This window comes from Litoribaculum gwangyangense (assembly GCF_039543505.1).
Lineage (GTDB): Bacteria > Bacteroidota > Bacteroidia > Flavobacteriales > Flavobacteriaceae > Litoribaculum > Litoribaculum gwangyangense.
The window spans coordinates 890,704-914,264 of record NZ_BAABJW010000001.1; the positions used below are offsets into that span (position 1 = coordinate 890,704).

Sequence of the window (23,561 nt, forward strand, 5' to 3'; positions counted from 1 at the left end):
AATGAAAAGAAATTTATCACCAAGTCTAGCAATTGTATTTGGTTTTTTTACAATAATTTTAAATTCTCAAATAGCTCTCAAAGAAACTTCTTTAGAGGAACAAATTGGAAATTCAAGTCTTGTAATTGAGGGTAAGGTTATCAACAAAGAGTCTTTTTGGAATGAGAATGATGGTTTGATTTATACAACAAATACTATTGAAGTATATAAAGTGTTCAAAGGACAATTAATTTCTAAGATTGATGTAATAACTCTAGGCGGAACAGTTGGTCTTAAGGCTTTAATAGCCTTTCCTAGCTTAAAATTGAATGTAGATGATATAGGAGTTTTCGCTCTGGAAAATAGTGTTGTTATAAATCCAAATTCGAAGCAACAGTCGAATAAAAACACATTCAAACCTTATGGGTCGTTACAAGGATTTTACAAATACAATTTACGGGATGATTTAGCTGTAAACCCATTTAACATTAAACAGGGAATAAAATCCATTCTCTATCAGGACATCATCAAAGCCACTGGAAATAATTATACAGAAATACTAGCTTTTGATGTTCAAGAAATTCAAACTAAAAGCAAACTAAATCAAGAAAAAGGACTTTTGCCACCAAGTAATTTAACATTGGATAAATCCATAGTTAGTGCCGGAACAAAAGATGTTTTAACCATTACAGGCAGTGGTTTTGGAATGTCGCAAGGTAAGGTTTGGTTTAGTAATGCAGATGATGGAGGTGCTACCTACGTTAGTGCTTTAGATACTGAAGTTTTAACGTGGAACGACACTTCAATAATTGTTCAAGTGCCCTCAACAGCTGGAACTGGGCCCATTTTTATAGAAGACAGTAGTAATATTCAATCACCATTATCGTCAACACTCACAGTTTCTTATGCAGAGACGAATGTGATTTACAATCCTGGTTCTGGTGATGAAGCGTTTGTAGTTCAGCATTTTAATGAAAATAATAGTGGGGGTTATACATGGGATATGCAAACGGATTTTTTTAATGACACAGAACACCCTGGAGCTAAAGCTGCTTTTGAAAATGCATTTAATGAGTGGGTTTGCCAAACCGGAATAAATTGGACCATTAGCGGAACGCCTACAACTACAGATGTAATAGGCGTTGCAGATTTATTTGCTCCTTTTGATGGAGAATTGGATGATGACGATGAAAATATTATTCGTTTTGATAATGAGAACGAATTAGATACTAATATTTTAGGAGTTTGTTACTCATGGTATGGATCATGTAATGGCACAGATTGGCTTATTACAAGTTTAGACATTGTATTTGATAGCGAAACTAACTGGTATTTTGGATCAGGATCAGTTGGTGGCTCACAATATGATTTTCAAAGTGTTGCATTGCACGAATTAGGTCATGGGCATCAGTTAAGCCATGTAATAGATCCGGTTTTTAACGGAAATAATAATGATGATGTTATGCATTACTCTATATCAAATGGTGAGCAACAACGCGTTTTAACGGCTAATAACATCACAGCGGCAACTAATGTACAAACAAGAAGTACTGGCTTATCACTTTGCGGATCACCAATGACTAATGCCAATTGCCCATTAAGTGTTGAGGAATTTGAGCTTAAAAATGCTATAACCTTATACCCTAACCCTGCAAAAACCCAATTCTTCATAAAAAACGAATCCTATATTATTCTAGAAAAAGTGGTTATTTTTGATTTAAGTGGTAGGCTAGTTTCTGAACACCGTATTTTAAATAGTTCAAAATCATCACCAATAAATTTAAAAGACGTTTCCAAGGGAGTTTATTTTGTTAAAATTCACTCTGAAACTTCATTTATAACCAAAAAATTAGTAGTTCATTAATTGGCCATTTTTCATAACAACAAAATTCTTTATAATCATTCTAAATAACAAAAACAAGACATTGGTTATTTGTCTATATATGTATGCTAACTTACCTTTGTAATAAATAAATAACGTTATAAAAATGGGCGGATTTTTTAAGTCTTCAATTGGAAGAAAAGTGGCTATGGCACTTTCTGCGTTCTTCCTTATGTTTTTCTTGCTTCAGCATTTCTCAATTAATATTTTATCGGTTCTTAATCCTGATCTTTTTAATGAAGTGTCACATTTCATGGGAACGAATCCATTGGTACAATTTATATTGCAACCTGTGTTAATTTTTGGTGTGGTATTTCATTTTATAATGGGTTTTGTTTTAGAGATTAGAAACAGAAATGCCAGAAAAATAGCATATGTAAAAACACATGGCTCAGCAAATTCTACTTGGATGAGTAGAAATATGATTTGGAGCGGAGTTGCTATTTTAGCATTTATAGTTTTACACTTTATTGATTTTTGGTTTCCAGAAATCAATACAAAATTCATTAAAGGTGATTGGTCTGGAACCATGGAAGGTGTAGAAGGGTTTCGCTATTATGAGGAATTAACTCATAAATTTGTTAGCCCCATTAGAGTTGGAGCCTATGTTTTAGCTTTTGTATTTTTAGCTTTACATCTTTTGCACGGTTTCACTTCGGCATTTCAATCTATGGGAGGTACCGCAGGAAGAAAGAAAACATTGCAAAATATTGGTAAAGCTTATTCAATTATTGTACCATTAGGTTTCATTTTCATAGCGCTATATCACCATTTTAACCATTAATCTTAAGAGATATGACTTTAAATTCAAAAGTACCAGAAGGTCCAATAAAAGATAAATGGACAAGCTATAAAGATAAAATTAACTTAGTAAATCCAGCAAATAAGCGTTTAATAGATGTTATTATCGTAGGAACAGGTTTAGCTGGAGGATCTGCCGCTGCAACTCTGGCCGAATTAGGTTACAATGTAAAATCATTTTGTTTTCAAGATTCTCCACGTCGTGCGCATTCCATTGCAGCTCAAGGGGGTATCAATGCAGCAAAGAATTATCAAGGAGATGGCGATTCGACATACAGATTATTTTATGATACCGTAAAGGGAGGAGATTATCGTTCTCGTGAAGCCAATGTATATCGTTTAGCCGAGGTTTCTACAAACATTATAGACCAATGCGTAGCCCAAGGTGTACCTTTTGCGCGTGATTATGGAGGGCTATTAGATAACCGTTCGTTTGGAGGGGTATTAGTTTCAAGGACATTTTATGCAAAAGGACAAACAGGGCAGCAGCTTTTATTAGGCGCCTATTCTGCAATGAATCGTCAAATTGGCCGTGGAAAAATTAAAATGTACAGTCGCCACGAAATGTTAGATGTTGTTATAGTTGATGGCAAAGCAAGAGGTATTATAGCTCGTAACTTAGTTACAGGAGAAATAGAGCGTCATTCAGCACACGCTGTAGTATTGGGTACAGGTGGTTATGGTAATTTATTTTATTTATCTACATATGCCATGGGTAGTAACGTTACTGCGGCTTGGAAAGCCCATAAACGAGGAGCGTTTTTTGCAAATCCATGTTATACGCAAATCCATCCTACTTGTATTCCAGTTTCTGGTGATCATCAATCTAAATTGACATTGATGTCTGAATCTTTGAGAAACGATGGGCGCATATGGGTTCCTAAAAACCTAGATGATGTGGCCGCTATTAGAGAAGGTAAATTAAAACCAACCGATATTCCAGAAGAAAACAGAGACTATTACTTAGAACGTCGATATCCAGCGTTTGGAAATTTGGTACCTCGAGATGTAGCTTCAAGGGCTGCTAAAGAGCGTTGCGATGCTGGTTATGGGGTAAATAAAACTGGTGAAGCCGTATATTTAGATTTTGCTGCAGCCATCCAACGCTATGGGAAAGAGCAAGCCCATATAAAAGGTCTTGATGAAAATGATAAATCAATAACCACCAAGTTAGGTAAAGAAATAGTAAAAGCGAAGTATGGGAACTTATTCCAGATGTACGAGAAAATTGTAGACCAGAACCCTTATGAAACACCAATGATGATTTACCCAGCAGTACATTACACCATGGGTGGCATTTGGGTAGATTACAACCTAATGACTACAGTTCCTGGTTTATATGCTATAGGTGAAGCTAATTTCTCCGATCATGGTGCTAATAGACTGGGCGCATCAGCATTAATGCAAGGATTGGCCGATGGTTATTTCGTGTTACCTTACACCATTGGTGATTACCTATCTAACGATATTAGAACAGGGCCTATTCCAACGGATACTAAAGAGTTTGACGAAGCAGAAAAACTTGTAAAGTCCAATCTTGACAAATTAATCAACAATAATGGTACACATTCTGTAGATTATTTCCATAAGAAACTAGGGAAAATAATGTGGAACAAATGTGGAATGGCCAGAAATGAAAAAGAATTAAAAGAAGCCATTTCTGAAATTGCTGAATTAAGAGCCGAATTTTGGAAAGATGTAAAAGTACCAGGAAATGCAAATGAGTATAATGAAGAACTAGCTAAGGCGGGACGCGTTGCAGATTTTTTAGAATTAGGAGAATTATTCGCTAAGGATGCATTGCAAAGAGAAGAATCAGCAGGAGGACATTTCAGAGAGGAGTATCAAACTCCAGATGGAGAAGCCATGCGTAGAAAAGAGTTTCAATATGTTTCGGCATGGGAGTACAAAGGAGAACCAAAAGACGCCATTTTAAATAAAGAAGAATTGGTATACGAGAATATTGAAGTAAAAGAAAGAAGTTATAAATAACAAATTAGTTATGAAATTAACATTAAAAATTTGGCGTCAAAAAAACGCTAACGATAAAGGAAAAATTGTTGATTATAAAGTTGATAACATATCACCTGACATGTCTTTTTTAGAAATGTTAGATGTTTTAAATCAAGACCTAATTGATAAAAATGAAGAGCCAATAGCATTTGACCACGATTGTCGTGAAGGCATTTGTGGAAGTTGTTCTATGTTTATCAATGGCCGTGCCCATGGTCCTGACAGAAGCATTACGGTTTGTCAATTACATATGAGAAGTTTTAAAGATGGAGATACCGTTTATATAGAACCTTGGCGCGCAACGGCTTTTCCTGTAATAAAAGATTTAATTGTAGATAGAAGTGCTTTTGATAGAATACAACAAGCAGGGGGCTTTATTTCGGTTAATACCTCGGGTAATACACAAGATGCTAATGGCACTTTAATCTCTAAATATGCAGCTGACACAGCTATGGACGCGGCAACTTGTATTGGTTGTGGAGCCTGCGTAGCGAGTTGTAAAAACTCATCCGCAATGTTATTCGTTGGAGCTAAAGTCTCACAATATGCATTATTACCACAAGGACAAATAGAAGCAGCCGATAGAGTTAGAAACATGGTAGCTCAAATGGATTTAGAGGGCTTTGGAAACTGTACTAATACTGGAGCATGTGAAGTAGAATGTCCTAAAGGTATATCTCTTGATAATATAGCTAGAATGAATAGAGAGCTGATGAAGGCTTCTATTTAAAAAAACATAACATATTTAAAAAACTCATGTGTTTATTGCAATGCATGAGTTTTTTATTATACAATGTAAAGCATGTTCATATTTATTTTTTTTACATTTCCAAAATGGAATTTCAATATACTCCTAAAGTATTTTTTTTTAGCTTTCTTTTTTGTCTAGGTTTTAACTTTCAAATTTATTCTCAAGAAGATATAAGTAGTGGACAATTTTTATTAAACGAGAGCACTTTATTAAAACATATAAAATCCTTATCATCAAATATGTTTGAAGGAAGAAGAACGGGCACAATTGGAGCTATTAAAACTCAAAAATATATAATAAACCAATTTCATACTTTAAATGTATTACCATTTGTAGAAAATTATAAACAATCTTTTTCATTTATCCATAAAAGGAATTTATATAAAGCTGATAATGTTTTAGGCCTTATAAAAGGCACAGAATTTCCAAAAAAACATATTGTAATTAGTGCCCATTACGATCATGAAGGAATTAAAAATGGTGTCATATATAATGGTGCTGATGATAACGCTTCTGGTTTAAGTGCGCTATTTAGTTTTGCGGAATATTTTATGAAGTATCCCCCAAAACACTCAGTTATTTTAGCAGCTTTTGATGCAGAGGAATTAGGTTTAGAGGGCTCCAAATATTTTGTAAATAATACCATGATTTCCAGAAATGACATCGTACTTAATTTAAATATGGATATGATTAGCAGGAGTAATAAAAATGAATTGTATGCAGTTGGAACATCTTTTAGTAAAAAATTAGAGTATGTTTTACAGCATTTCGATGGCCCCAAATCAATAAAACTCTTAACAGGACATGACGGGTTTGATGGTTTAGAAAACTGGACGTATTCTTCAGATCATGCGAGTTTTCATAAAAAAGGGATTCCATTTTTATATTTTGGGGTTGAAGACCACAAAGATTACCATGAACCAACGGATGATTATGAAAATATCCAACCAGAATTTTATATAGAAGCCGTTAAAACCATTATCTCAGTATTTGAAAGAATGGATGATTCTAAATTTTAAAAATAAGCTTTTAGTTGAATGGAGCCAGAGTGAATGGTTCTGCTAGTTTCTGTTTTTCTACCAAAATAGCTAAGATTTAAATCTAAAAAATCAGTCAGTTTTTTTTGTACTAACAAACTCCATGTAAAGTTTTTTCCCGGTTGCAAACCTTCCAATATTTGATAAGCCACGGGTGTATTGGGGTTTCCTGAGTATATATTTGAAAAATAATTGAATTCACCATTTACAGCGCTTTTTTGATTACTGCCTAAAGTGAAAGAGATGCCATATTTTTGCTGTTTTAATGACTCTAAATTCCCAATGGTGTTTTCTTTGTTAGCATATTGGTAGAATACATCAAAACTAGAATTGTCATTAAATAGGTAGGATAATTTTGGATTTAGTATGGTTTCATCAAAATTATAATTTCTACTAGAGAAATTTTCACTTACACTTTCATTATTATCAAAAGATGAGAGTAAATTAATTAACCAACTTTCAGCAATTTTATGATTAAAATTAAACTGATGGCTTTTTAAGCTATTTTCAACAAATCCAATAGATAATACGGTTCGAGTACTGTTATCAAGAAATGTATAAGAAGTTGTATAGCGTTGTTTACCGCGGTTAAAAAAGAAAACATTTCTGAAATTGAGTTGTAACCCCAATTGGTTATTCTCATTAATTTCAAAAGGGTTTAGATTGAAACTGCTCCCTTCGCGCTTTAATTTTCTATCAATCAGATAACTGGTCTGGTTATAAAAATGAGACCAAATTTTTTTTGATTTACTTTCTGAAACCGACCATTGTGAAGGATTTATAATAAGTGTTTGACTCAATCTGTTTTGATGGGTTTTGATGAAAATTCTATTGGGTAAAAGTACTCGAATGTATTTACCTTGATCTTGAAATTGCGCAATTTCAAACTCCTCTAGCTCTTGTATACCATTATTGTTGTAATCAATCCAAGTATAAGTCCCTTGTCCCGATTCAACTTCCACATAAGTGAAATCTTGTTGTGGCAATGTACCCGAATTGGTCTCGAAAATGGTATTCCATTGCACTATTTGTTTAAAAAGTTTTTGATTGAACTGCAATCTGGAATTAACTGAGTTTTCATTGTCAATATTAACTTCAGTATATTTTAAAGTTCTATAATTAGCATAAAGCGATAAATTGGTGTTTTTATTTTGAACCAATCTCGAGTCCATATAAAAGGTGTTTGAGGTGTTTACTTTTTGCAATTCGTTATTTCTAATACTATCGTTTACTCGGTTTTTATAACCAATTTCGGCAAAAACTTTGGTGCTATCTCCAATTCCAAAAAATAGTTCGTAAGATTTGAATTTCTGGCTTATAGGTGTTAATGTTTGGGTGGTTGTCTCCCGCTGTTCATTATCTTCAATAGCTAGTTTAGTGCCCAACCAACTTTTTTTCATGCTATAGGTAATACGGTTATAAGAGCGCAAAAAAGTTGAAGTATTGATACTTGAATTGGCATTTAAAAAACTTGAATAAGACAATATATTAAACTTGCTCAAGACCAAATTCGCATTTACAACGTGTCTGTTTCCATTAAAACCTTCGGTAAAATTTAGGTGTTCAAACTGGTAATTGGCGTACCCTTTCTTATGATGACCGAATCTGAAACCTGAGTTTAAAAGTGTTTGATTTCCTAAGCCATAACCAATGCCATTAATGTTATTTAAGTTTAAATTCCAATCGCGGTTGAATTCTGGGTTGTACAATCCTTCAATATTTCTATAGTCTGAGCTAATATAATCGGTATTAATAAACACATCAACAGTCCATAAACTATCCTTTTTGATGAGCGATTGTTCCATGTTTAATTTACCAGCAAAACCGTTGTTATTCTCATCATCAATATCAGAAAACAAGTTTAAATCGTTTTTACTAGCCGAAGCTTCAAAATTGATACGTGTTTTTTCTGAGGGTTTATAGCTACCATTTACGACCGCTATTTGCAACTTTGTAGGGGCAACTAGTTGAACAACAGGAGCATAATTTCCTTGGTTTATGCCAACATATTCATAAATATTATTGATGGCATTGATATTACTCAAAATATAATCCCCTTGATTAGCACCAACCAAAGAAAAAGTTACCCGATATAATTCATCATTGGGGTCGTTGGAAAATACAAAAGCTTCATTACCGCCAATAATTTCTTTTCGGTATAAAATTCGGTTTTCATTCAAATCTTCCCTAACTTCTGATGGCGCTACCATTTGGGTTCTATCATCGCCAGCATTAGCTAAAATCTGCACCTGTTCTTCTGATAAATTTTGCTGTAAAGGTTGATTTTTAGCATCATTTTCAGAATACACCGAAACACCAATATTTAATTTTTCACTTTCATAGGTGCTACCACCATAAGCCACAAAACGAGAATAGTTTCTGTCGCTAAATTGGTAATCGACGGTTATCCGCATTTCCGAAGTTATAGGAAAAGTAGAGTTGAAAATAATTTCACCAGCATTATAATCGATGATATAATCTTGATCTTCACCACGTTTTACGGCTACGCCATTTACATAAACCGTTTCACTACCGGAAACAATCAAAACAAACAACTCACCATTTTGACCCTGCAGTTTATAAGGGCCTTGATTACCTTCTTGAGCTATAAACTGACTGGTTGTAAACTGCCCACGAACTATGGCACCTGCAGCAAATAGGTTGGTTTGCTTGTCTTCATTACCCAATTTCACATTAAAATTTAAACCTTGCACACGTTTGGAAAATGAAGCAAAATAGGAATTGGTGTTGAGCAAATCAATATCACCCGCTCTAATGTTCCAACGGTCGCTAAATAGTTCAATAAAAACTTGGTCGAACTCATCTAAACGTTGGCTGTAGCCACTTTCTTGTAAGGGAATATTAGCATCTTGAATGGATGCACGAAGGGATACTTTGTCATTCAATTTTCCAGTTATTTGGAGATCCAACTCACTGTTTAAAACCGAATTTTGATTGTTACCAACCGTAACGCCACGTGAAATACTTCCCGAAGTAGTTAATCCATCAAAAGGTATAAAATTATTAGTGTTGTTTGGTTGTGTAAGTTTGTATAAGGTTTCAATATTGCTATTATTTTCAACAATAATATTTTCATCAAGTTGTTTGTAAGTTTTAGTTAAAAACTCAGGAAACTTTAAGTAATTTATAATAATGGAATCGCTTTCAATGGGTTTCTTAAATGTTAAGAGCGCTTTCGGAAAATCAATAGTGTAAAAAGAAGAATCAACAACCATATTATTATTGGTTTTGATTGAAAAAAAATGAGGGTTTATACTAATGCTATCAATTTTAATGGAATCTTTTACAGCAACTCTTTTACTTTTATAATTGGAAACTTGCTCTTGCGAAAACCCACAAAAACAAATTATAAATAAAAGAATACAACTAAAAATCTTCATTAAGTACTTAAACTGTAAATCGTTTAAAATATTTTGTTAATAGCTTCGTTAAAACTCCTGCTATATTTAATAGTGTAAAAGTAACGTATTATTTATTTTAGCTGAAATTCAAAGAAGCTATATGAAAATTATATCTTATAACGTAAACGGTATACGAGCAGCTATAAACAAAGGGTTTTTAGATTGGTTAAAAAGCGCCAATCCAGATGTTATTTGTTTACAAGAAATTAAAGCAATGGAAGAGCAATTGGATTTAGATATGTTTGCAGAAGCTGGTTACAAATATAACTACTGGTTTAGTGCTCAAAAAAAGGGTTATAGTGGTGTAGCCATTTTAAGCAAAACAGAACCCAAACATGTGGAGTATGGCACAGGTATAGAATCTATGGATTTTGAAGGGAGAAACTTGAGAGCTGATTTTGATGGGTTTTCGGTAATGAGTTTGTATTTGCCATCCGGAACCAATGATGCAAGATTGGATCATAAATTGGAATATATGGATATGTTTCAAAATTATATAAACGACCTTACAAAGAAAATTCCAAACCTCATTATTTGCGGTGATTATAATATTTGCCATGAAGAAATAGATATTCACAACCCCAAAGGATTAAGCAATACTTCTGGATTTTTACCTGTGGAACGCAAATGGATAGGTGACTTTATTGACAGAGGATTTATAGATTCTTTTAGATATTTAAATCAAGATAAACAACAATACAGCTGGTGGAGTTATCGAGCCAATGCTCGCACTAATAACAAGGGTTGGCGATTAGATTATGCCATGGTAGCAAAACCTTTAAAAGAAAACATCAAAAGAGCCGTTATACTATCTGAAGCAGAACATAGCGACCATTGTCCAATTCTGTTGGAAATAGAAAATTAAAGTATTAATGAATAACAAAAAACCCAAACAAAATGATTAAAAAAGGCACTTTCCTAGTATTAGCCCTAATGGTTTTAACTTCTTGTGTTTCACCAAAAGTCTATAAAGATTTGGAGGCGAAATATGCCGATTTAAAAAGTGAAAACAGAAAACTTTCAACCGATAATGAAGCACTTAAAAGTGCCAAAACAGCCGCGGAAAATGAATTAAAGCAATTACAATCGGTTTATGATGAAGCCGTTTCTCAACGCGATAAATTACAATCTGAATACAACGCCACCAAAGCCAGTTTAGATAATTTAAAAGCATCTTATGATGCATTAGAAAAAAACAGTTCGGCAGCCATAGCAGCAAATTCACAAAAAAATAGAGAATTATTAGCGCGGTTGGAAGCTAAAGAACAAGCATTGGCGGCAGAAAACCAAAGACTGGAAAAACTTAAAAAAGAATTGGAAGACCGTTCTAATCGTGTTGCAGAGTTGGAAAAAGTGATTTCAGATAAGGATGCTGCCATGACCGCATTAAAAAATGCCATTTCAAAAGCTTTAACCGATTTTGAAGGTAAGGGTTTAACTGTAGAGCAACGCGATGGCAAAGTATATGTATCCATGGAAAACAAGTTGCTATTCGAATCGGGTAGTTGGGCCGTTGGTAGTGAGGGTAGAAGAGCTGTTCAGCAATTGGGGAATGTATTGGGAGATAATCCAGATATTGCAGTTTTAATTGAAGGACATACTGATAATGTACCCTACCAAGGAAGTGGGCAATTAAGTGGTAACTGGGATTTATCTACCAAACGCGCTACAGCTATTGTTAATATTTTAAGAGAGAATGCCTTTATCAATCCAGAAAATTTAACTGCTGCAGGACGTGGCGAATTTGCTCCTGTGGCTACCAATTCTACCTCGGAAGGTCGAGCTAAAAATAGACGAATCGAAGTTATTTTAACACCAAAATTAGACGAACTCTCTAAGTTGTTAAACGAGAATTAGTATTGAAACCATCCATAAGGGTGTTCCTTTAAGCAGATGCTATCTAGAAAGATTTGAAGAAGATGCTTTAACATCTAACACAAAAAACCTTAACAAAGTTTTAAACCTTTCAATTTAAATAAAATTGAAAGGTTTTTTATCTTTAAAATCATATCTAAAGATCTCAAATGAAATATACCACCTTACCAAATACCCAAATAAAAGTTAGTAAAATTTGTCTTGGTACGATGACTTGGGGAAACCAAAACACCGAAGTAGAAGGACATGCTCAATTAGATTATGCTTTAGAACAAGGCGTTAATTTTATTGACACAGCCGAATTATATCCTGTGCCAGCAGCTGCAGAAACACAAGGCAGAACCAGTGAAATAATAGGTACTTGGTTAAAAAAAACAAATAATAGAGACAAGGTTATTATAGCCTCTAAAATTGCTGGACCAGGCGATTATACGGCTCATATAAGAACTGTTGGTTTCAGTAAAAGCGGTATTAAAGAAGCTGTAGACTCGGAATTAAAACGTTTACAGACAGATTATATTGATTTATACCAATTGCATTGGCCTGAGCGACAAACAAACACCTTTGGAGTCAGGGATTATAAACATAATGCCAACGATTCTTGGGAAGATAATTTTAATGATGTTTTGCATACTCTTGAAGAACAAATTAAAGCAGGAAAAATTCGGTATATTGGGATGTCTAACGAAAAAGCTTGGGGAGCTATGCGTTTCGTGGAAGAATCTAAAAAAAACTTACCAAGAATGATCACTATACAAAATGCCTATTCGCTTATAAATCGTGTTTTTGAAGGGGATATGGCAGAAGTTTCCATTCGGGAAAATATAGGTCTTTTGGCTTACTCTCCTATGGCATTTGGGGTGCTTTCTGGCAAGTACATAAAAGGAACTGCAGCAGATAATGCTAGATTAAAACTATTTCCTAGGTTTGCCCGTTATAGCAGTAAACAATCTACGGAAGCTACTAAGAGGTATCTTAAAATAGCTGAAGATAATGGTTTAACCCTAGCACAAATGAGTTTAGCGTTTGTAAATCAACAGCCTTTTGTAACAAGTAATATCATTGGAGCTACGGATTTGGAACAACTTAAAGAAAATATAGGTTCAATAAATATAAATTTAAGCGAGGAAGTTTTAAAACAGATAAACGAGGTGCATGCTGAAATACCCAATCCTGCACCTTAAACTTAGTAATTTAACTCCACAGGAGAATTCAGCAACTTTCTGCTTTACATAAAAACAAAAACCCCGTAACTTAAAAGTAACGGGGTTTTTAATTATTTAATTTGATTACCATCTTTATCAAAAAAATGGTATTCTAGGTATGTGTAAGCATCTCTTGGTAAAATTTTAACCCATTTTTTGTGTTCAAAAAACCATTTTGAACGTATAGATGGAAAGCCCTTTGTTAAGAAGGCTGCTATAAAAGGATGTGTGTTTAAAGTCAACTTTTTATAGTCTTTTTTTAATAGTTGTTCAAGATCATGCGTTACCTTCTGTACAATCCCTATGGGTGCTTCAACCTCAGAGCCATTAATAATTTCGTCAGGATTTTCCTCACGGGTTTTAATGTTCATTTCTGGTCGGGTACGCTGTCTTGTTATTTGTATCAATCCAAATTTACTTGGAGGCAATATTTTATGTTTAGCTCTATCATCTTTCATTTCATCACGAAAGTGGTTAAACAATTTTTGCCTGTTTTCAGCATTGGTCATATCAATAAAATCTACCACAATAATACCACCCATATCACGTAAACGCAATTGGCGAGCAATTTCTGTGGCAGCTATCAAGTTAACCTCCAGTGCTGTATCCTCTTGGTTGTTGGCTTTGTTAGACCTATTTCCACTATTTACATCTACAACATGTAAGGCTTCGGTATGTTCAATTACCAAATAGGCGCCTTTTGCCATAGAAACAGTTTTTCCAAACGAGGTTTTTATTTGTCTTTCTATTCCAAATTTTTCAAAAATGGGAACGTTAGACTGATACCATTTTACTATTGATTCTTTTTTTGGTGCGATTTCTTGCACGTAGTCTTTAATTTGAATGTAAAGCTCTTCATCATCCACATAAATACTTGTAAAGGTATCATTGAATATGTCTCGAAGAATAGACGAGGCTTTATTCATTTCTCCTAATACTTTACTGGGGTGATGTGCTTTGGGTAGCTTTTTACACATTGCCGTCCAACGACTAAGCAAATTCTGTAAATCTTTATCTAGCTCTGCTACTTTTCTGCCTTGTGCTACTGTACGAACAATAATACCAAACCCTGGTGGTGTAATACTCTTTACCAAACGTTTTAGTCTGTCCTTTTCTTCTTTGTCCTCTATTTTTTGTGAAATAGAAATACGATTCGAAAAAGGAACTAAAACAATATACCGGCCGGCAATAGAAAGCTCAGAGCTTATTCTTGGACCTTTGGTTGATATAGGTTCTTTTACTACTTGTACTAATAGCGATTGATTTGATTTTAAGACATCGGCAATCTTGCCGTCTTTATCAATATCTTTTTCAAATGGGAAATTTTTTAAAGAAAAATCTTTTAGTTTACCTGTGCTTACACGTTTTGTGAATTTTAAAAGTGAAGGCAATTTTGGGCCTAAATCATGATAATGCAAAAACGCATCTTTTTCATAACCTACATTTACAAATGCAGCATTTAGCCCAGGAACAGCTTTTCGTATTTTGGCTATAAACACATCACCAACCGAAAAGTTATTAGCACCTTCATCTTTCTGTAATTCAATAAGTTTTCCATCTTTTAATAAGGCAAAATCAACATGCTCAGAACTAGATCTAATGATCAATTCTTTATCCATTTAGTTAATTTTAATTCCATTACACAAATTATGTAACAGATGGATTATACATTATTTTTTCACAGGATTTTTTAATATCCGTGGAGTTCATAAAACACTAATAGTGCCAAAAAATTAATGAACTCATTTCAAAGAACTTGTTGTTTGTAAAATCAAAAAAAGTAGCTAATCTAACTACTTTCCCGATTTATTTTTTCTTTTTGTGACGGTTAGCGCGTCTACGTTTTTTACGTTTATGCGTCGCTACCTTATGTCTTTTACGTTTTTTACCACTTGGCATAAATAGTGTCTTTATTAATTAATAATTCGTTTGATTTTTTATTTAACGTCTACATTCGTTTTTACACCTTCAACAAAAACTTTTGCAGGCTTAAATGCAGGAATATTATGAGCAGGAATTTTAATAGTTGTATTTTTTGATATGTTTCTACCTGTTTTTTCAGCTCTAGTCTTAATAATGAAGCTTCCAAAACCTCTTAAATAAACATTATCACCACTCTCTAAAGAAGTTTTTACTTCATCCATAAATGTTTCAACAGTTGCTTGAACATCGCCTTTTTCAATTCCTAATTTTTCGGAAATTTTTGCTACTAAATCAGCCTTCGTCATTTTTTGATATTATTTTAAGTTACTTTAAATTCTAAAAGGGATGCAAATATAGGAATTTAAAATTCAATATTTCAAACCTAATTCATTAAAATTTAAGATTATAAACGTTTATTTTTGTTTGCTTTATATAAATTAATGAATGAAGTTTTCAGAAGCAGTAACATATTGGTATTCAAATAATAAGCGAAATTTACCTTGGCGAAAAACCCAAAACCCCTACTACATTTGGCTTTCAGAAATTATTTTACAACAAACACAAGTAAAGCAGGGCCTTCCATATTATGAAGCTTTTGTTTCTAATTATCCTACTGTTTTTCATCTCGCAAATGCTAAGGAAAGTGAGGTATTAAAATTATGGCAAGGACTTGGGTATTATTCGCGCGCTAGAAATTTACATGCATCAGCTAAATACATCGCTAATAAATTGGAAGGAGAATTCCCAAAAAGTTATAAAGAGTTGTTACAGTTGAAAGGTGTTGGGGATTATACGGCGAGTGCCATTGCCTCTATTTGTTTTAATGAACCAACTGCGGTAGTTGATGGAAATGTATACCGAGTGCTTTCTCGTTACTATGGCATCGAAACACCGATAAACTCTTCAAAGGGTACAAAAGAATTCAAGGAATTGGCGCAAATGTTAATCGATAAAAACAATCCTTCTGAATACAATCAAGCCATTATGGAATTTGGAGCGATGCAATGTAAACCCCAAAATCCATTTTGCGATCGTTGTCCTTTAAATGATAGTTGTATCGCTTTTAATAAGAATAGAATCAACGAACTACCAGTTAAAATAAAATCTGCGAAAGCAAAAAAAAAGCACTTCAACTTTTTAGTATTTATCTCAAAAGATGAAAAAACCATTTTGCAAAAGCGAGAGGGAAAAGGTATTTGGCAAAATTTATATCAATTTCCTTTAATTGAAACAGAAAAAAATATGGATGCTAAAAGTTTAAAAAAAGAACTTGTGACCCATAGTTTATTAAAAGAAACCACTTTTGAATTGTCTCTGTATAATGAGGAACCTATTGTTCATAAATTATCTCACCAGCATTTACACACAAAATTTTGGATTATAAACATTGAAAAACCTTTGTATGATGGGGTTCCAACTGCAGAGTTAAGTAATTATCCTGTGCCTATTTTAATTGAAAACTTTATCGAATCGTTTAATTTTGATTAGTTTGGTATTTACAATCACATTTTTTTACTAATTTTAAAAAAATGGAGTACAAATGGTTATTTTTGCACTCTTTTAAAAATTAATAATTATGTCAGGAACTTTGAATAAAGTCATGCTTATAGGGCATTTAGGTGATGAGGTTAAAATGCACTATTTTGAAGGAGGGGGATGCATAGGGAGGTTTCCTTTGGCTACCAATGAAACCTACACTAGTAAACAAACCAATGAGCGTGTTACAAATACCGAATGGCATAATATAGTGGTTAGAAATAAAGCTGCCGAAATTTGTGAAAAATATTTAAGCAAAGGTGATAAAGTTTATATCGAGGGCAGATTAAAAACCAGAAAATGGCAAGATGAAAAAGGTATGGATAGATATTCTACTGAAATTCAATGTACTGATTTCACATTTCTCACAACGAAAAAAGAGAGTGAGAGTAATGCATCTAGTAATATTACATCACATAACACAGTTTCGAGTTCACAAATTAGTAATGAACCACCAGTAGATGATAATGACGATCTTCCGTTTTAATAAAATATTCGATTACACATCGATAATCTTATGTTTAACTAAAGCACAAGTATTTGGATCCTGACCTCACGAGTTTTAGACTTTTAATAATGGCAATTGATTTTTCAATCGTCTTTGGTTTTGCTTTACTAATATTGCTTTTGGTTTGTTCCGCACTCATTTCAGGTGCTGAGGTTGCTTTGTTTTCTCTAAACAGAGGTGATATTGAAGAAGGCTTGGAGCAAAAATCCAAACGTATTGAAATTATTTCCAAACTTTTAGAGCGCCCTAAAAAGCTTTTGGCAACTATATTGGTAGCCAATAATTTTATAAATATTGCCGTGGTGATTCTCTTTGCTTTCATGGGAGATATTATGTTTGGTAATATAACAAACCCTCAATTGAAATTTGTTCTAGAGGTAGTAGTTGTCACTTTTTTAATTTTGTTATTTGGAGAAATCTTGCCAAAAATTTATGCTAGTAGAAACAATTTAAAATTTGCTGTATTTATGGCATATCCGTTGAGGGTTTTAGATATTCTTTTGTCGCCCATTAGCTTGCCAATGCGAAGCGTTACTCTGGCTATACATAATAAATTAGGAAGGCAAAAATCAAATTTAAGCGTTGATCAACTATCCCAAGCTTTGGAGCTAACAAGCGATGAAGACACCACCAAAGAAGAACACAAAATATTACAAGGTATCGTGTCTTTTGGAAATACGGATACCAAGCAAGTTATGCGCCCTCGTATAGATATCTTTGCTTTAAATATAGACCAAAAATATACCGAGATAATGCCAGAAATTATTTCAAATGGCTATTCTAGAATTCCTATTTACAAAGACAATATCGATAATATTAAAGGCATTCTGTATGTTAAGGATTTATTGCCTTATATTGATAGAAAACAATTTGAATGGACAACCTTAATTCGCGAGCCCTTTTTTGTGCCAGAAAACAAAAAATTAGATGATTTAATGGCTGAATTCCAGGAGAAAAAAGTGCATTTGGCTGTTGTGGTTGATGAGTACGGTGGAACATCAGGATTAATCTCACTTGAAGATATTATTGAAGAAATTGTAGGTGATATAAGTGATGAGTTTGATGATGAAGATTTAACTTATTCTAAATTGGATGATAATAATTATGTATTCGAAGGAAAAACAGCTTTAAAGGATTTTTACAAAATAATCAAGATTGAAGATGATACCGTTTTTGAAAATAATAAAGGAGAGGCCGAAACAGTAGCTGGATTTGTTCTTGAAATATCAAAAAGTTTTCCTAAGTTAAATAGTAAAATAAATTTTAAAAATTACGTTTTTACTATTGAAGCTATGGACAAAAAGCGCATTAAACTTGTAAAATTCACCATAAATAATGTCTAAGTATTTAGCAGCCTTATTAGTAGCCATATTCTTTATATCCTGTGGCGAGGATTATGTGCCTAAACCAAAAGCATTTTTACGTTTAGAATATCCAGAAGCAAAGTATGTAGAATCAAATTTAGATTTGCCTTTTACTTTTGAAACCAATTTATTAGCTACCAAAATATCAGAAAAAGAAGTACAATCCTCTACCAAAAGTTATGGTATTAACATTGAATATCCTTCATTAAAAGGTACCATTTTCTTAACATATAAAGCTGTTGAGGGAAACAAAGAAAACTTGATAAACTTTTTACGAGATGCACAAAATTTTACACAAAAGCACACTATTAAAGCAGATGAAATTCCTGTTACGCCTTATGAAAATAAGTTACACAAAGTGTATGGTGCTTTTGCGGAAGTTAAGGGTGATGTGGCTTCTCAAGCTCAGTTTTATGTAACCGATAGCATCAATCATTTTTTAACAGGATCGCTTTATTTTTATGCAAAACCTAACTATGATTCCATATTGCCAGCAGCCAATTATTTGCAAAAGGATATTAGACACATTATGGAAACCGTAGAATGGAAATAAAAAAGCATCTTAATTTTAAGATGCTTTTTTATTGTTATAGGAAAGTGTTATTTAAGCTTTATTAGCACAACATGCCTTTTTGCAATCTGCAGCACAAGCTTTTATGTCAACCAAAGCAGTTTCAGAGCAACAAGCTTTTTTACACTTAGCTTTTTCTTCATCTGTTTTTCCTGCACAACATGCTTTATCACAAATTTTGCTTGTTGAAAAATCAGTAACTGTTTTCATGTTGCTTACTTTATAAGTATCTGAAACACCAGAAACGGTTTCCTCAAGAGAAGCTGGAGTTACTTTAGCTTCATTGTATTCGACCATAGCAAGTTTTTTGTCAAAATCTACAATAGCAGATTTTACGCCTTCCATTTTTGCAATTTTCTTTTCTATAGTTGCAGCACAACCAATAGCACACATCATACCATCAATAGTGAATTCTGCTTTAGCATAAGTCGCATTGGGGTCTAGTTCTTTTTTTGTATCAGTTATAGCCTCAACAGTCTTAATTTCAGGTTTAACATCATTTTTACAATTAAATGCAAAAGTTGAAATTAAGGTTGCTAATATAATTTGCTTTATTGTTTTCATTGGGAGTTAATTTAAAAAAGTAATATGCGAAATTACTAAATAAGTATCTTTTACCGTATTAAAATATAAAATTTTAATGAATTAATAAATAGGGGTGATAAGTATAAAATGCTTAAAAATTTTTTTATTCATTATTTTTCACGAAATTTAAGTGGATTAATTTCAATCTGAAATTTTGCATACTTATACATTATTTGAAATTAATAGAATTTAATAACTAAAGTATTGTATATAACCATTAAAAAAGAAAAAAATAAATGAAAAAAATATCTCTTCCCATTCGTTTTGGTTTAGTAACTAGTGCCGTGTTAATAGCTTATTTTTTAGTTTTAGCTTTGTTCCATAAGCATACCAATCCTGTATTTAGCTTTTTTAATGCCTTTATAACTGCTTTTGGAATTTATGAAGTAATTCGATTAAAAAAATTGGAGGACTCGGAGGGGTTTTCATATGGAGAAGGTTTTAAAACAGGCTTAATTACAGGAACCATTGCAACCATTTTGTTTTCAGTTTTCTTTTTATTTTACGCAACAGAGTTCAATACCAATTTTTTGCCAGAATTACTCAAAGTTATGAATGGTGGTCTTGGTGCTGATGTTGGTTTGGTAACCTTTGTAGTAGCAATTATGGGTTTTGCAACTACAGTGGTTTCAACTCTTACCGTTATGCAACTTTTCAAAAAAACCGGAAATATTCCTCAAAAGCAATAAAACGTTTGTAGTTTAATTAATTAGCATTATATTTGCACTCATTTTTGAACAAAATTAATTAATAAAAACGTTACGCTATGTACGCAATTGTAGAGATAGCAGGGCAACAATTTAAAGTTGTTAAAGACCAAAGAGTTTTTGTTAACCGTTTACAAACTGAAGAAGGAAAGCAAATTGCTTTCGATAATGTCCTTCTTTTGGCAGATGGTGACAACGTAACTGTAGGCGCCCCAGCTATAGACGGAGCTCAAGTAGGAGCAAAAGTCTTAAAGCACCTAAAAGGTGATAAAGTTATCGTTTTCAAAAAGAAAAGACGTAAAGGATACCGTGTTAAAAACGGTCATCGTCAATCGCTTTCTGAAATCGTTATTGAAAGCATTGTTGCTTCAGGAGCCAAAAAAGCTGATAAAGTTGAAAAAGCTACTCCAGCAAAAAAACTTGAAACAGAGAACAAAACTGCTTTACCAAAAGCAGAATTAACTCAAGATTTAACCAGTTTAACCGTTGCTGAATTGAAAGAGATGGCGAAGGCTAAAGGGATAGAAGGAATTTCTGGAATGAAGAAAGCTGATTTAATAGCTGCGTTAAGTTAATAAAAATATAAAATCGAAATAAAATGGCACATAAAAAAGGAGTCGGAAGTTCGAAAAACGGTAGAGAATCAGAATCGAAACGCTTAGGTGTTAAGATTTTTGGGGGTCAAGCTGCTAAAGCTGGAAACATTATCGTTAGACAAAGAGGAAATACACATCACCCAGGTGAAAACGTATACTCTTCAAAAGATCATACATTACATGCCTACGTTGATGGTGTTGTAAAATTTACTAAGAAAAAAGATAACAAATCTTATGTTTCTATAGAGCCTTTTGACGCTTAAGAAACATGGTTGTTTTAAAAATAAAAACCCTTACTATTTCAAGTAAGGGTTTTTTATTACTTCAAAATATCTCTCACAATTTTTAAGTGATGCTTAGTGTGCATTTCCAAAAATCGTAACGTTTGTTTTTTAGGTAACATGCCAAAAACAAAATGTTTGAAATAAGCTTTTTTTGGTAATTTTTTTAAATTTTCAATATGATTTCTTGCTGTTTTTATTTGAGACTTTAAGTCTTCAGGTTTAATATTTTCTGGTGGTAATACCAATTTTGGTGCCTTGGCCTTGCCTCTTGGTATAAAACCTAAAGGAAATAAAATACTGCGCCAAAAATTAAAATTCCACTTATAATCTTTTGGATTAGATTTCTCAGTCCAATCACAAACCGCATTAAATACCTTTAAAGCGTGATCTAGTTGCCAACCTACGTTAGATTTTGATACTTTGGGGTTTAATTTGTTAATTAAAGGTATTAATGCTTCAATTTGAGATAACTGATTTTTTAAAACCGTAATTTGTTGTTGGTTCATAGGGCTATTTTAAATGTAAAAGATATTGATAAAATCCGTAACTTTAAAGTATTGCACTTGCAATTAGACTATGTCTAACTTAAATTTAGATAGTTATGCTACCCTTTAGATCTGAAATTAGGAATTCCCCATCTCAACCAAGCATAAAAATTTACTTAAGTGATGAATCTTTAGATGGAAAAATAAAAAGTCATTTAGAGCACTTCAAAGAAATTGAACTCATTGAAATATCTGATTGTGTAGAGCAAAACAGAGCTAATGAAAGTATTACTGTTTTTTTAAAAGATGGTGTTGATATCGCCAAAATGAAGCAATCTATTGATTCTAGTTTGTGGTGGTATTTTGAGGAGGATATGGTGGATTGATTCTTGAATGTAATGTAATTAATTATTTTCTCCAACATCAATGTAAACCAAAACATCATTAATGCATTTGGTCAGTTCGTTTTTTATTTCGTGCTCCCAAAACCTAAAGCCATATAGCCCTTTTCGATTAATTGTTGATTGACTTCCTTATCGCGCTATATATTTCGTTCTATTTTTGGTAATCAAAATGCACGATTATTTTTATGGTGTTTTTGCTTTCATTGTAATAGTAACCATGCCAGAATTCACCATCAATAAAAAACCCTCACATTTCTGCAAGGGTTTTTAATATATAAAAATCTATTGTTCTTAACTAGTATCTGTAATACTCTGGTTTATAAGGGCCTTCTGGTTTTACACCTATATAATCCGCTTGGTCTTTACGCAGCTCAGTTAACTCTACACCAATTTTTTCTAGGTGTAATTTTGCTACTTTTTCATCAAGATGTTTAGGTAACATATACACATCATTTTCGTACTTATCACTGTTGTTCCATAGCTCTATTTGTGCTAAGGTTTGATTAGTGAATGAATTACTCATTACAAAACTTGGATGTCCTGTGGCACAACCTAAGTTTACCAAACGACCTTCAGCTAGAATAATGATGTCTTTCCCGTTTACGGTATATTTATCAACTTGAGGCTTGATAGTGTTTTTAGTATGGCCATAATTTTTATTTAACCAAGCCATATCAATTTCATTGTCAAAATGCCCAATGTTACAAATAATGGTCTTGTCTTTTACAGCCTCAAAATGTTCACCACGAACGATGTCTTTATTTCCAGTTGTAGTAATAATAATATCTGCATTTGGCGCAATGGTTTCTAATTTTTTAACTTCAAAACCATCCATGGCAGCTTGTAATGCACAAATGGGGTCGATTTCGGTAACAGTTACAATACTTCCAGCACCTTTAAAAGAGGCAGCAGTTCCTTTACCAACATCGCCATAACCACAAACTACAACGCGCTTTCCAGCAAGCATAATATCAGTAGCACGACGAACAGCATCTACCGCACTTTCTTTACAACCGTATTTATTATCGAATTTTGATTTGGTAACACTGTCGTTTACGTTGATTGCAGGCATTGGTAACGTGCCGTTTTTTACACGCTCGTATAATCTGTGAACCCCTGTTGTGGTTTCTTCACTTAAACCTTTTATACCAGAAACTAATTCTGGGTAACGGTCTAAAACCATGTTAGTTAAATCGCCACCATCATCCAAAATCATGTTTAGGGGTTTTCTGTCCTCACCAAAGAATAGTGTTTGTTCGATACACCAGTCAAATTCTTCCTCAGTCATGTCTTTCCAAGCATAAACAGATGTTCCAGCCGCAGCAATGGCAGCGGCAGCCTGATCTTGGGTTGAGAAAATATTGCATGAACTCCAAGTCACTTCTGCACCCAAAGCTTGCAAAGTTTCAATTAAAACCGCTGTTTGAATGGTCATATGCAAACAACCTGCAATTCGAGCGCCTTTAAGTGGTTTTGAGTTTCCATATTCTTCACGTAAACTCATTAGACCCGGCATTTCTGCTTCGGCCAATTCTATTTCTTTTCTACCCCAAGCTGCAAGTGATATATCTTTCACTTTATTAGCTATAAAAGGAATGGTTTTTGTACTCATATCAATTTCTTACTTTTTTGT

Annotated in this window: 22 protein-coding genes; 16 read left to right on the top strand and 6 right to left on the bottom strand. The window is 33.3% G+C overall.

Going from position 1 to position 23,561, the window contains the following annotated elements:
• Window position 1 precedes the first annotated feature (1 nt).
• The 5 genes from ABD963_RS03920 (at window position 2) to ABD963_RS03940 (ending at window position 6,445) form a co-directional block, all read left to right on the top strand.
• On the top strand, window positions 2-1,843 hold the full coding sequence (locus ABD963_RS03920) for a T9SS type A sorting domain-containing protein (RefSeq protein WP_345275630.1): 1,842 nt from the start codon (window positions 2-4) through the stop codon (window positions 1,841-1,843).
• Between the two features lie 124 nt (window positions 1,844-1,967).
• Complete coding sequence (locus ABD963_RS03925; RefSeq protein ID WP_345275631.1) at window positions 1,968-2,645, top strand: succinate dehydrogenase cytochrome b subunit; 678 nt, start codon at window positions 1,968-1,970, stop codon at window positions 2,643-2,645.
• An 11-nt stretch (window positions 2,646-2,656) separates the two neighbouring features.
• Window positions 2,657-4,654, top strand: a complete 1,998-nt coding sequence (locus ABD963_RS03930) for a fumarate reductase/succinate dehydrogenase flavoprotein subunit (protein WP_345275632.1) — start codon at window positions 2,657-2,659, stop codon at window positions 4,652-4,654.
• A gap of 10 nt (window positions 4,655-4,664) precedes the next feature.
• Window positions 4,665-5,405 carry a succinate dehydrogenase/fumarate reductase iron-sulfur subunit gene (locus ABD963_RS03935; RefSeq protein WP_345275633.1) on the top strand — a complete coding sequence of 247 codons (741 nt, stop codon included), beginning with the start codon at window positions 4,665-4,667 and terminating at the stop codon, window positions 5,403-5,405.
• Between the two features lie 260 nt (window positions 5,406-5,665).
• Window positions 5,666-6,445 (top strand): M28 family peptidase, encoded by a 780-nt coding sequence (locus tag ABD963_RS03940; protein WP_345275634.1) that lies wholly within the window; start codon window positions 5,666-5,668, stop codon window positions 6,443-6,445.
• On the opposite strand, the gene ABD963_RS03945 is transcribed toward ABD963_RS03940, so the two are convergent.
• A complete protein-coding gene (locus tag ABD963_RS03945) occupies window positions 6,442-9,864 on the bottom strand; it encodes a hypothetical protein (protein ID WP_345275635.1) in 3,423 nt (1,140 codons plus the stop codon). The two genes, ABD963_RS03940 and ABD963_RS03945, sit on opposite strands and share 4 nt — an antisense overlap.
• A 121-nt stretch (window positions 9,865-9,985) precedes the next feature.
• Between ABD963_RS03945 and ABD963_RS03950 the strand changes: the two genes are divergently transcribed.
• From ABD963_RS03950 to ABD963_RS03960, 3 genes are all read left to right on the top strand, one after another.
• Complete coding sequence (locus tag ABD963_RS03950) at window positions 9,986-10,750, top strand: exodeoxyribonuclease III (protein ID WP_345275636.1); 765 nt, start codon at window positions 9,986-9,988, stop codon at window positions 10,748-10,750.
• 32 nt (window positions 10,751-10,782) lie between these two features.
• On the top strand, window positions 10,783-11,742 hold the full coding sequence (locus tag ABD963_RS03955) for an OmpA family protein (RefSeq protein WP_345275637.1): 960 nt from the start codon (window positions 10,783-10,785) through the stop codon (window positions 11,740-11,742).
• Window positions 11,743-11,909: 167 nt separating this feature from the next.
• Window positions 11,910-12,944 (top strand): NADP(H)-dependent aldo-keto reductase, encoded by a 1,035-nt coding sequence (locus ABD963_RS03960; RefSeq protein WP_345275638.1) that lies wholly within the window; start codon window positions 11,910-11,912, stop codon window positions 12,942-12,944.
• A 92-nt stretch (window positions 12,945-13,036) separates the two neighbouring features.
• Here the strand turns inward: ABD963_RS03960 and ABD963_RS03965 are convergent, their stop codons facing one another.
• Together ABD963_RS03965 and ABD963_RS03970 are read right to left on the bottom strand one after the other, a co-directional pair.
• Window positions 13,037-14,584 (bottom strand): Rne/Rng family ribonuclease, encoded by a 1,548-nt coding sequence (locus ABD963_RS03965; protein WP_345275639.1) that lies wholly within the window; start codon window positions 14,582-14,584, stop codon window positions 13,037-13,039.
• Between the two features lie 318 nt (window positions 14,585-14,902).
• Window positions 14,903-15,193, bottom strand: coding sequence for an HU family DNA-binding protein (locus ABD963_RS03970; protein WP_044626974.1), 291 nt, complete (start codon window positions 15,191-15,193; stop codon window positions 14,903-14,905).
• 139 nt (window positions 15,194-15,332) lie between these two features.
• On the opposite strand from ABD963_RS03970, the gene mutY reads away from it, so the two are divergent.
• From mutY to gldD, 4 genes are all read left to right on the top strand, one after another.
• Complete coding sequence (gene mutY / locus ABD963_RS03975; RefSeq protein ID WP_345275640.1) at window positions 15,333-16,376, top strand: A/G-specific adenine glycosylase; 1,044 nt, start codon at window positions 15,333-15,335, stop codon at window positions 16,374-16,376.
• 88 nt (window positions 16,377-16,464) lie between these two features.
• The gene (locus ABD963_RS03980; RefSeq protein WP_345275641.1) at window positions 16,465-16,911 is read left to right on the top strand and encodes a single-stranded DNA-binding protein; all 447 of its coding nucleotides are present in this window, start codon (window positions 16,465-16,467) and stop codon (window positions 16,909-16,911) included.
• A gap of 53 nt (window positions 16,912-16,964) precedes the next feature.
• A complete protein-coding gene (locus tag ABD963_RS03985; protein WP_425562786.1) occupies window positions 16,965-18,275 on the top strand; it encodes a gliding motility-associated protein GldE in 1,311 nt (436 codons plus the stop codon).
• Complete coding sequence (gene gldD, locus ABD963_RS03990; protein WP_345275643.1) at window positions 18,268-18,849, top strand: gliding motility lipoprotein GldD; 582 nt, start codon at window positions 18,268-18,270, stop codon at window positions 18,847-18,849. The genes ABD963_RS03985 and gldD overlap by 8 nt, the downstream gene beginning before the upstream one ends.
• 51 nt (window positions 18,850-18,900) lie before the next feature.
• Here the strand turns inward: gldD and ABD963_RS03995 are convergent, their stop codons facing one another.
• Entirely contained in the window at window positions 18,901-19,431 is a 531-nt protein-coding gene (locus ABD963_RS03995) for a heavy-metal-associated domain-containing protein (RefSeq protein WP_345275644.1), read from the bottom strand.
• A gap of 257 nt (window positions 19,432-19,688) precedes the next feature.
• On the opposite strand from ABD963_RS03995, the gene ABD963_RS04000 reads away from it, so the two are divergent.
• From ABD963_RS04000 to rpmA, 3 genes are all read left to right on the top strand, one after another.
• A complete protein-coding gene (locus ABD963_RS04000) occupies window positions 19,689-20,141 on the top strand; it encodes a DUF4199 domain-containing protein (RefSeq protein ID WP_345275645.1) in 453 nt (150 codons plus the stop codon).
• Between the two features lie 77 nt (window positions 20,142-20,218).
• Complete coding sequence (rplU, locus tag ABD963_RS04005) at window positions 20,219-20,734, top strand: 50S ribosomal protein L21 (RefSeq protein WP_345275646.1); 516 nt, start codon at window positions 20,219-20,221, stop codon at window positions 20,732-20,734.
• Window positions 20,735-20,757: 23 nt separating this feature from the next.
• The gene (gene rpmA, locus ABD963_RS04010) at window positions 20,758-21,018 is read left to right on the top strand and encodes a 50S ribosomal protein L27 (RefSeq protein ID WP_345275647.1); all 261 of its coding nucleotides are present in this window, start codon (window positions 20,758-20,760) and stop codon (window positions 21,016-21,018) included.
• A gap of 56 nt (window positions 21,019-21,074) precedes the next feature.
• Here rpmA and ABD963_RS04015 read toward each other — a convergent pair whose 3' ends face one another.
• The gene (locus tag ABD963_RS04015; protein WP_345275648.1) at window positions 21,075-21,545 is read right to left on the bottom strand and encodes a DUF1569 domain-containing protein; all 471 of its coding nucleotides are present in this window, start codon (window positions 21,543-21,545) and stop codon (window positions 21,075-21,077) included.
• 95 nt (window positions 21,546-21,640) lie between these two features.
• Here ABD963_RS04015 and ABD963_RS04020 point away from each other — a divergent pair, with 95 nt between their 5' ends.
• Window positions 21,641-21,910, top strand: coding sequence for a hypothetical protein (locus ABD963_RS04020; protein WP_345275649.1), 270 nt, complete (start codon window positions 21,641-21,643; stop codon window positions 21,908-21,910).
• A 313-nt stretch (window positions 21,911-22,223) separates the two neighbouring features.
• On the opposite strand, the gene ahcY is transcribed toward ABD963_RS04020, so the two are convergent.
• Window positions 22,224-23,540, bottom strand: a complete 1,317-nt coding sequence (gene ahcY, locus ABD963_RS04025) for an adenosylhomocysteinase (protein WP_345275650.1) — start codon at window positions 23,538-23,540, stop codon at window positions 22,224-22,226.
• Window positions 23,541-23,561 lie beyond the last annotated feature (21 nt).

Excerpts from the sequence above, each read along its gene's own strand:
- ABD963_RS03925 (WP_345275631.1), top strand. The coding sequence starts at position 1,968 with ATGGGCGGATTTTTTAAGTCTTCAATTGGAAGAAAAGTGGCTATGGCA.
- ABD963_RS03955 (WP_345275637.1), top strand. The coding sequence starts at position 10,783 with ATGATTAAAAAAGGCACTTTCCTAGTATTAGCCCTAATGGTTTTAACT.
- ABD963_RS03930 (WP_345275632.1), top strand. The coding sequence starts at position 2,657 with ATGACTTTAAATTCAAAAGTACCAGAAGGTCCAATAAAAGATAAATGG.
- rplU (WP_345275646.1), top strand. The coding sequence starts at position 20,219 with ATGTACGCAATTGTAGAGATAGCAGGGCAACAATTTAAAGTTGTTAAA.
- ABD963_RS03920 (WP_345275630.1), top strand. The coding sequence starts at position 2 with ATGAAAAGAAATTTATCACCAAGTCTAGCAATTGTATTTGGTTTTTTT.
- ABD963_RS04015 (WP_345275648.1), bottom strand. The coding sequence starts at position 21,545 with ATGAACCAACAACAAATTACGGTTTTAAAAAATCAGTTATCTCAAATT.
- ABD963_RS03940 (WP_345275634.1), top strand. The coding sequence starts at position 5,666 with ATGTTTGAAGGAAGAAGAACGGGCACAATTGGAGCTATTAAAACTCAA.
- rpmA (WP_345275647.1), top strand. The coding sequence starts at position 20,758 with ATGGCACATAAAAAAGGAGTCGGAAGTTCGAAAAACGGTAGAGAATCA.
- ABD963_RS03995 (WP_345275644.1), bottom strand. The coding sequence starts at position 19,431 with ATGAAAACAATAAAGCAAATTATATTAGCAACCTTAATTTCAACTTTT.
- ABD963_RS03960 (WP_345275638.1), top strand. The coding sequence starts at position 11,910 with ATGAAATATACCACCTTACCAAATACCCAAATAAAAGTTAGTAAAATT.
- ABD963_RS03980 (WP_345275641.1), top strand. The coding sequence starts at position 16,465 with ATGTCAGGAACTTTGAATAAAGTCATGCTTATAGGGCATTTAGGTGAT.
- ABD963_RS04000 (WP_345275645.1), top strand. The coding sequence starts at position 19,689 with ATGAAAAAAATATCTCTTCCCATTCGTTTTGGTTTAGTAACTAGTGCC.
- ABD963_RS04020 (WP_345275649.1), top strand. The coding sequence starts at position 21,641 with ATGCTACCCTTTAGATCTGAAATTAGGAATTCCCCATCTCAACCAAGC.
- ABD963_RS03970 (WP_044626974.1), bottom strand. The coding sequence starts at position 15,193 with ATGACGAAGGCTGATTTAGTAGCAAAAATTTCCGAAAAATTAGGAATT.
- ABD963_RS03950 (WP_345275636.1), top strand. The coding sequence starts at position 9,986 with ATGAAAATTATATCTTATAACGTAAACGGTATACGAGCAGCTATAAAC.
- ABD963_RS03935 (WP_345275633.1), top strand. The coding sequence starts at position 4,665 with ATGAAATTAACATTAAAAATTTGGCGTCAAAAAAACGCTAACGATAAA.
- mutY (WP_345275640.1), top strand. The coding sequence starts at position 15,333 with ATGAAGTTTTCAGAAGCAGTAACATATTGGTATTCAAATAATAAGCGA.
- gldD (WP_345275643.1), top strand. The coding sequence starts at position 18,268 with ATGTCTAAGTATTTAGCAGCCTTATTAGTAGCCATATTCTTTATATCC.
- ABD963_RS03965 (WP_345275639.1), bottom strand. The coding sequence starts at position 14,584 with ATGGATAAAGAATTGATCATTAGATCTAGTTCTGAGCATGTTGATTTT.
- ahcY (WP_345275650.1), bottom strand. The coding sequence starts at position 23,540 with ATGAGTACAAAAACCATTCCTTTTATAGCTAATAAAGTGAAAGATATA.
- ABD963_RS03945 (WP_345275635.1), bottom strand. The coding sequence starts at position 9,864 with ATGAAGATTTTTAGTTGTATTCTTTTATTTATAATTTGTTTTTGTGGG.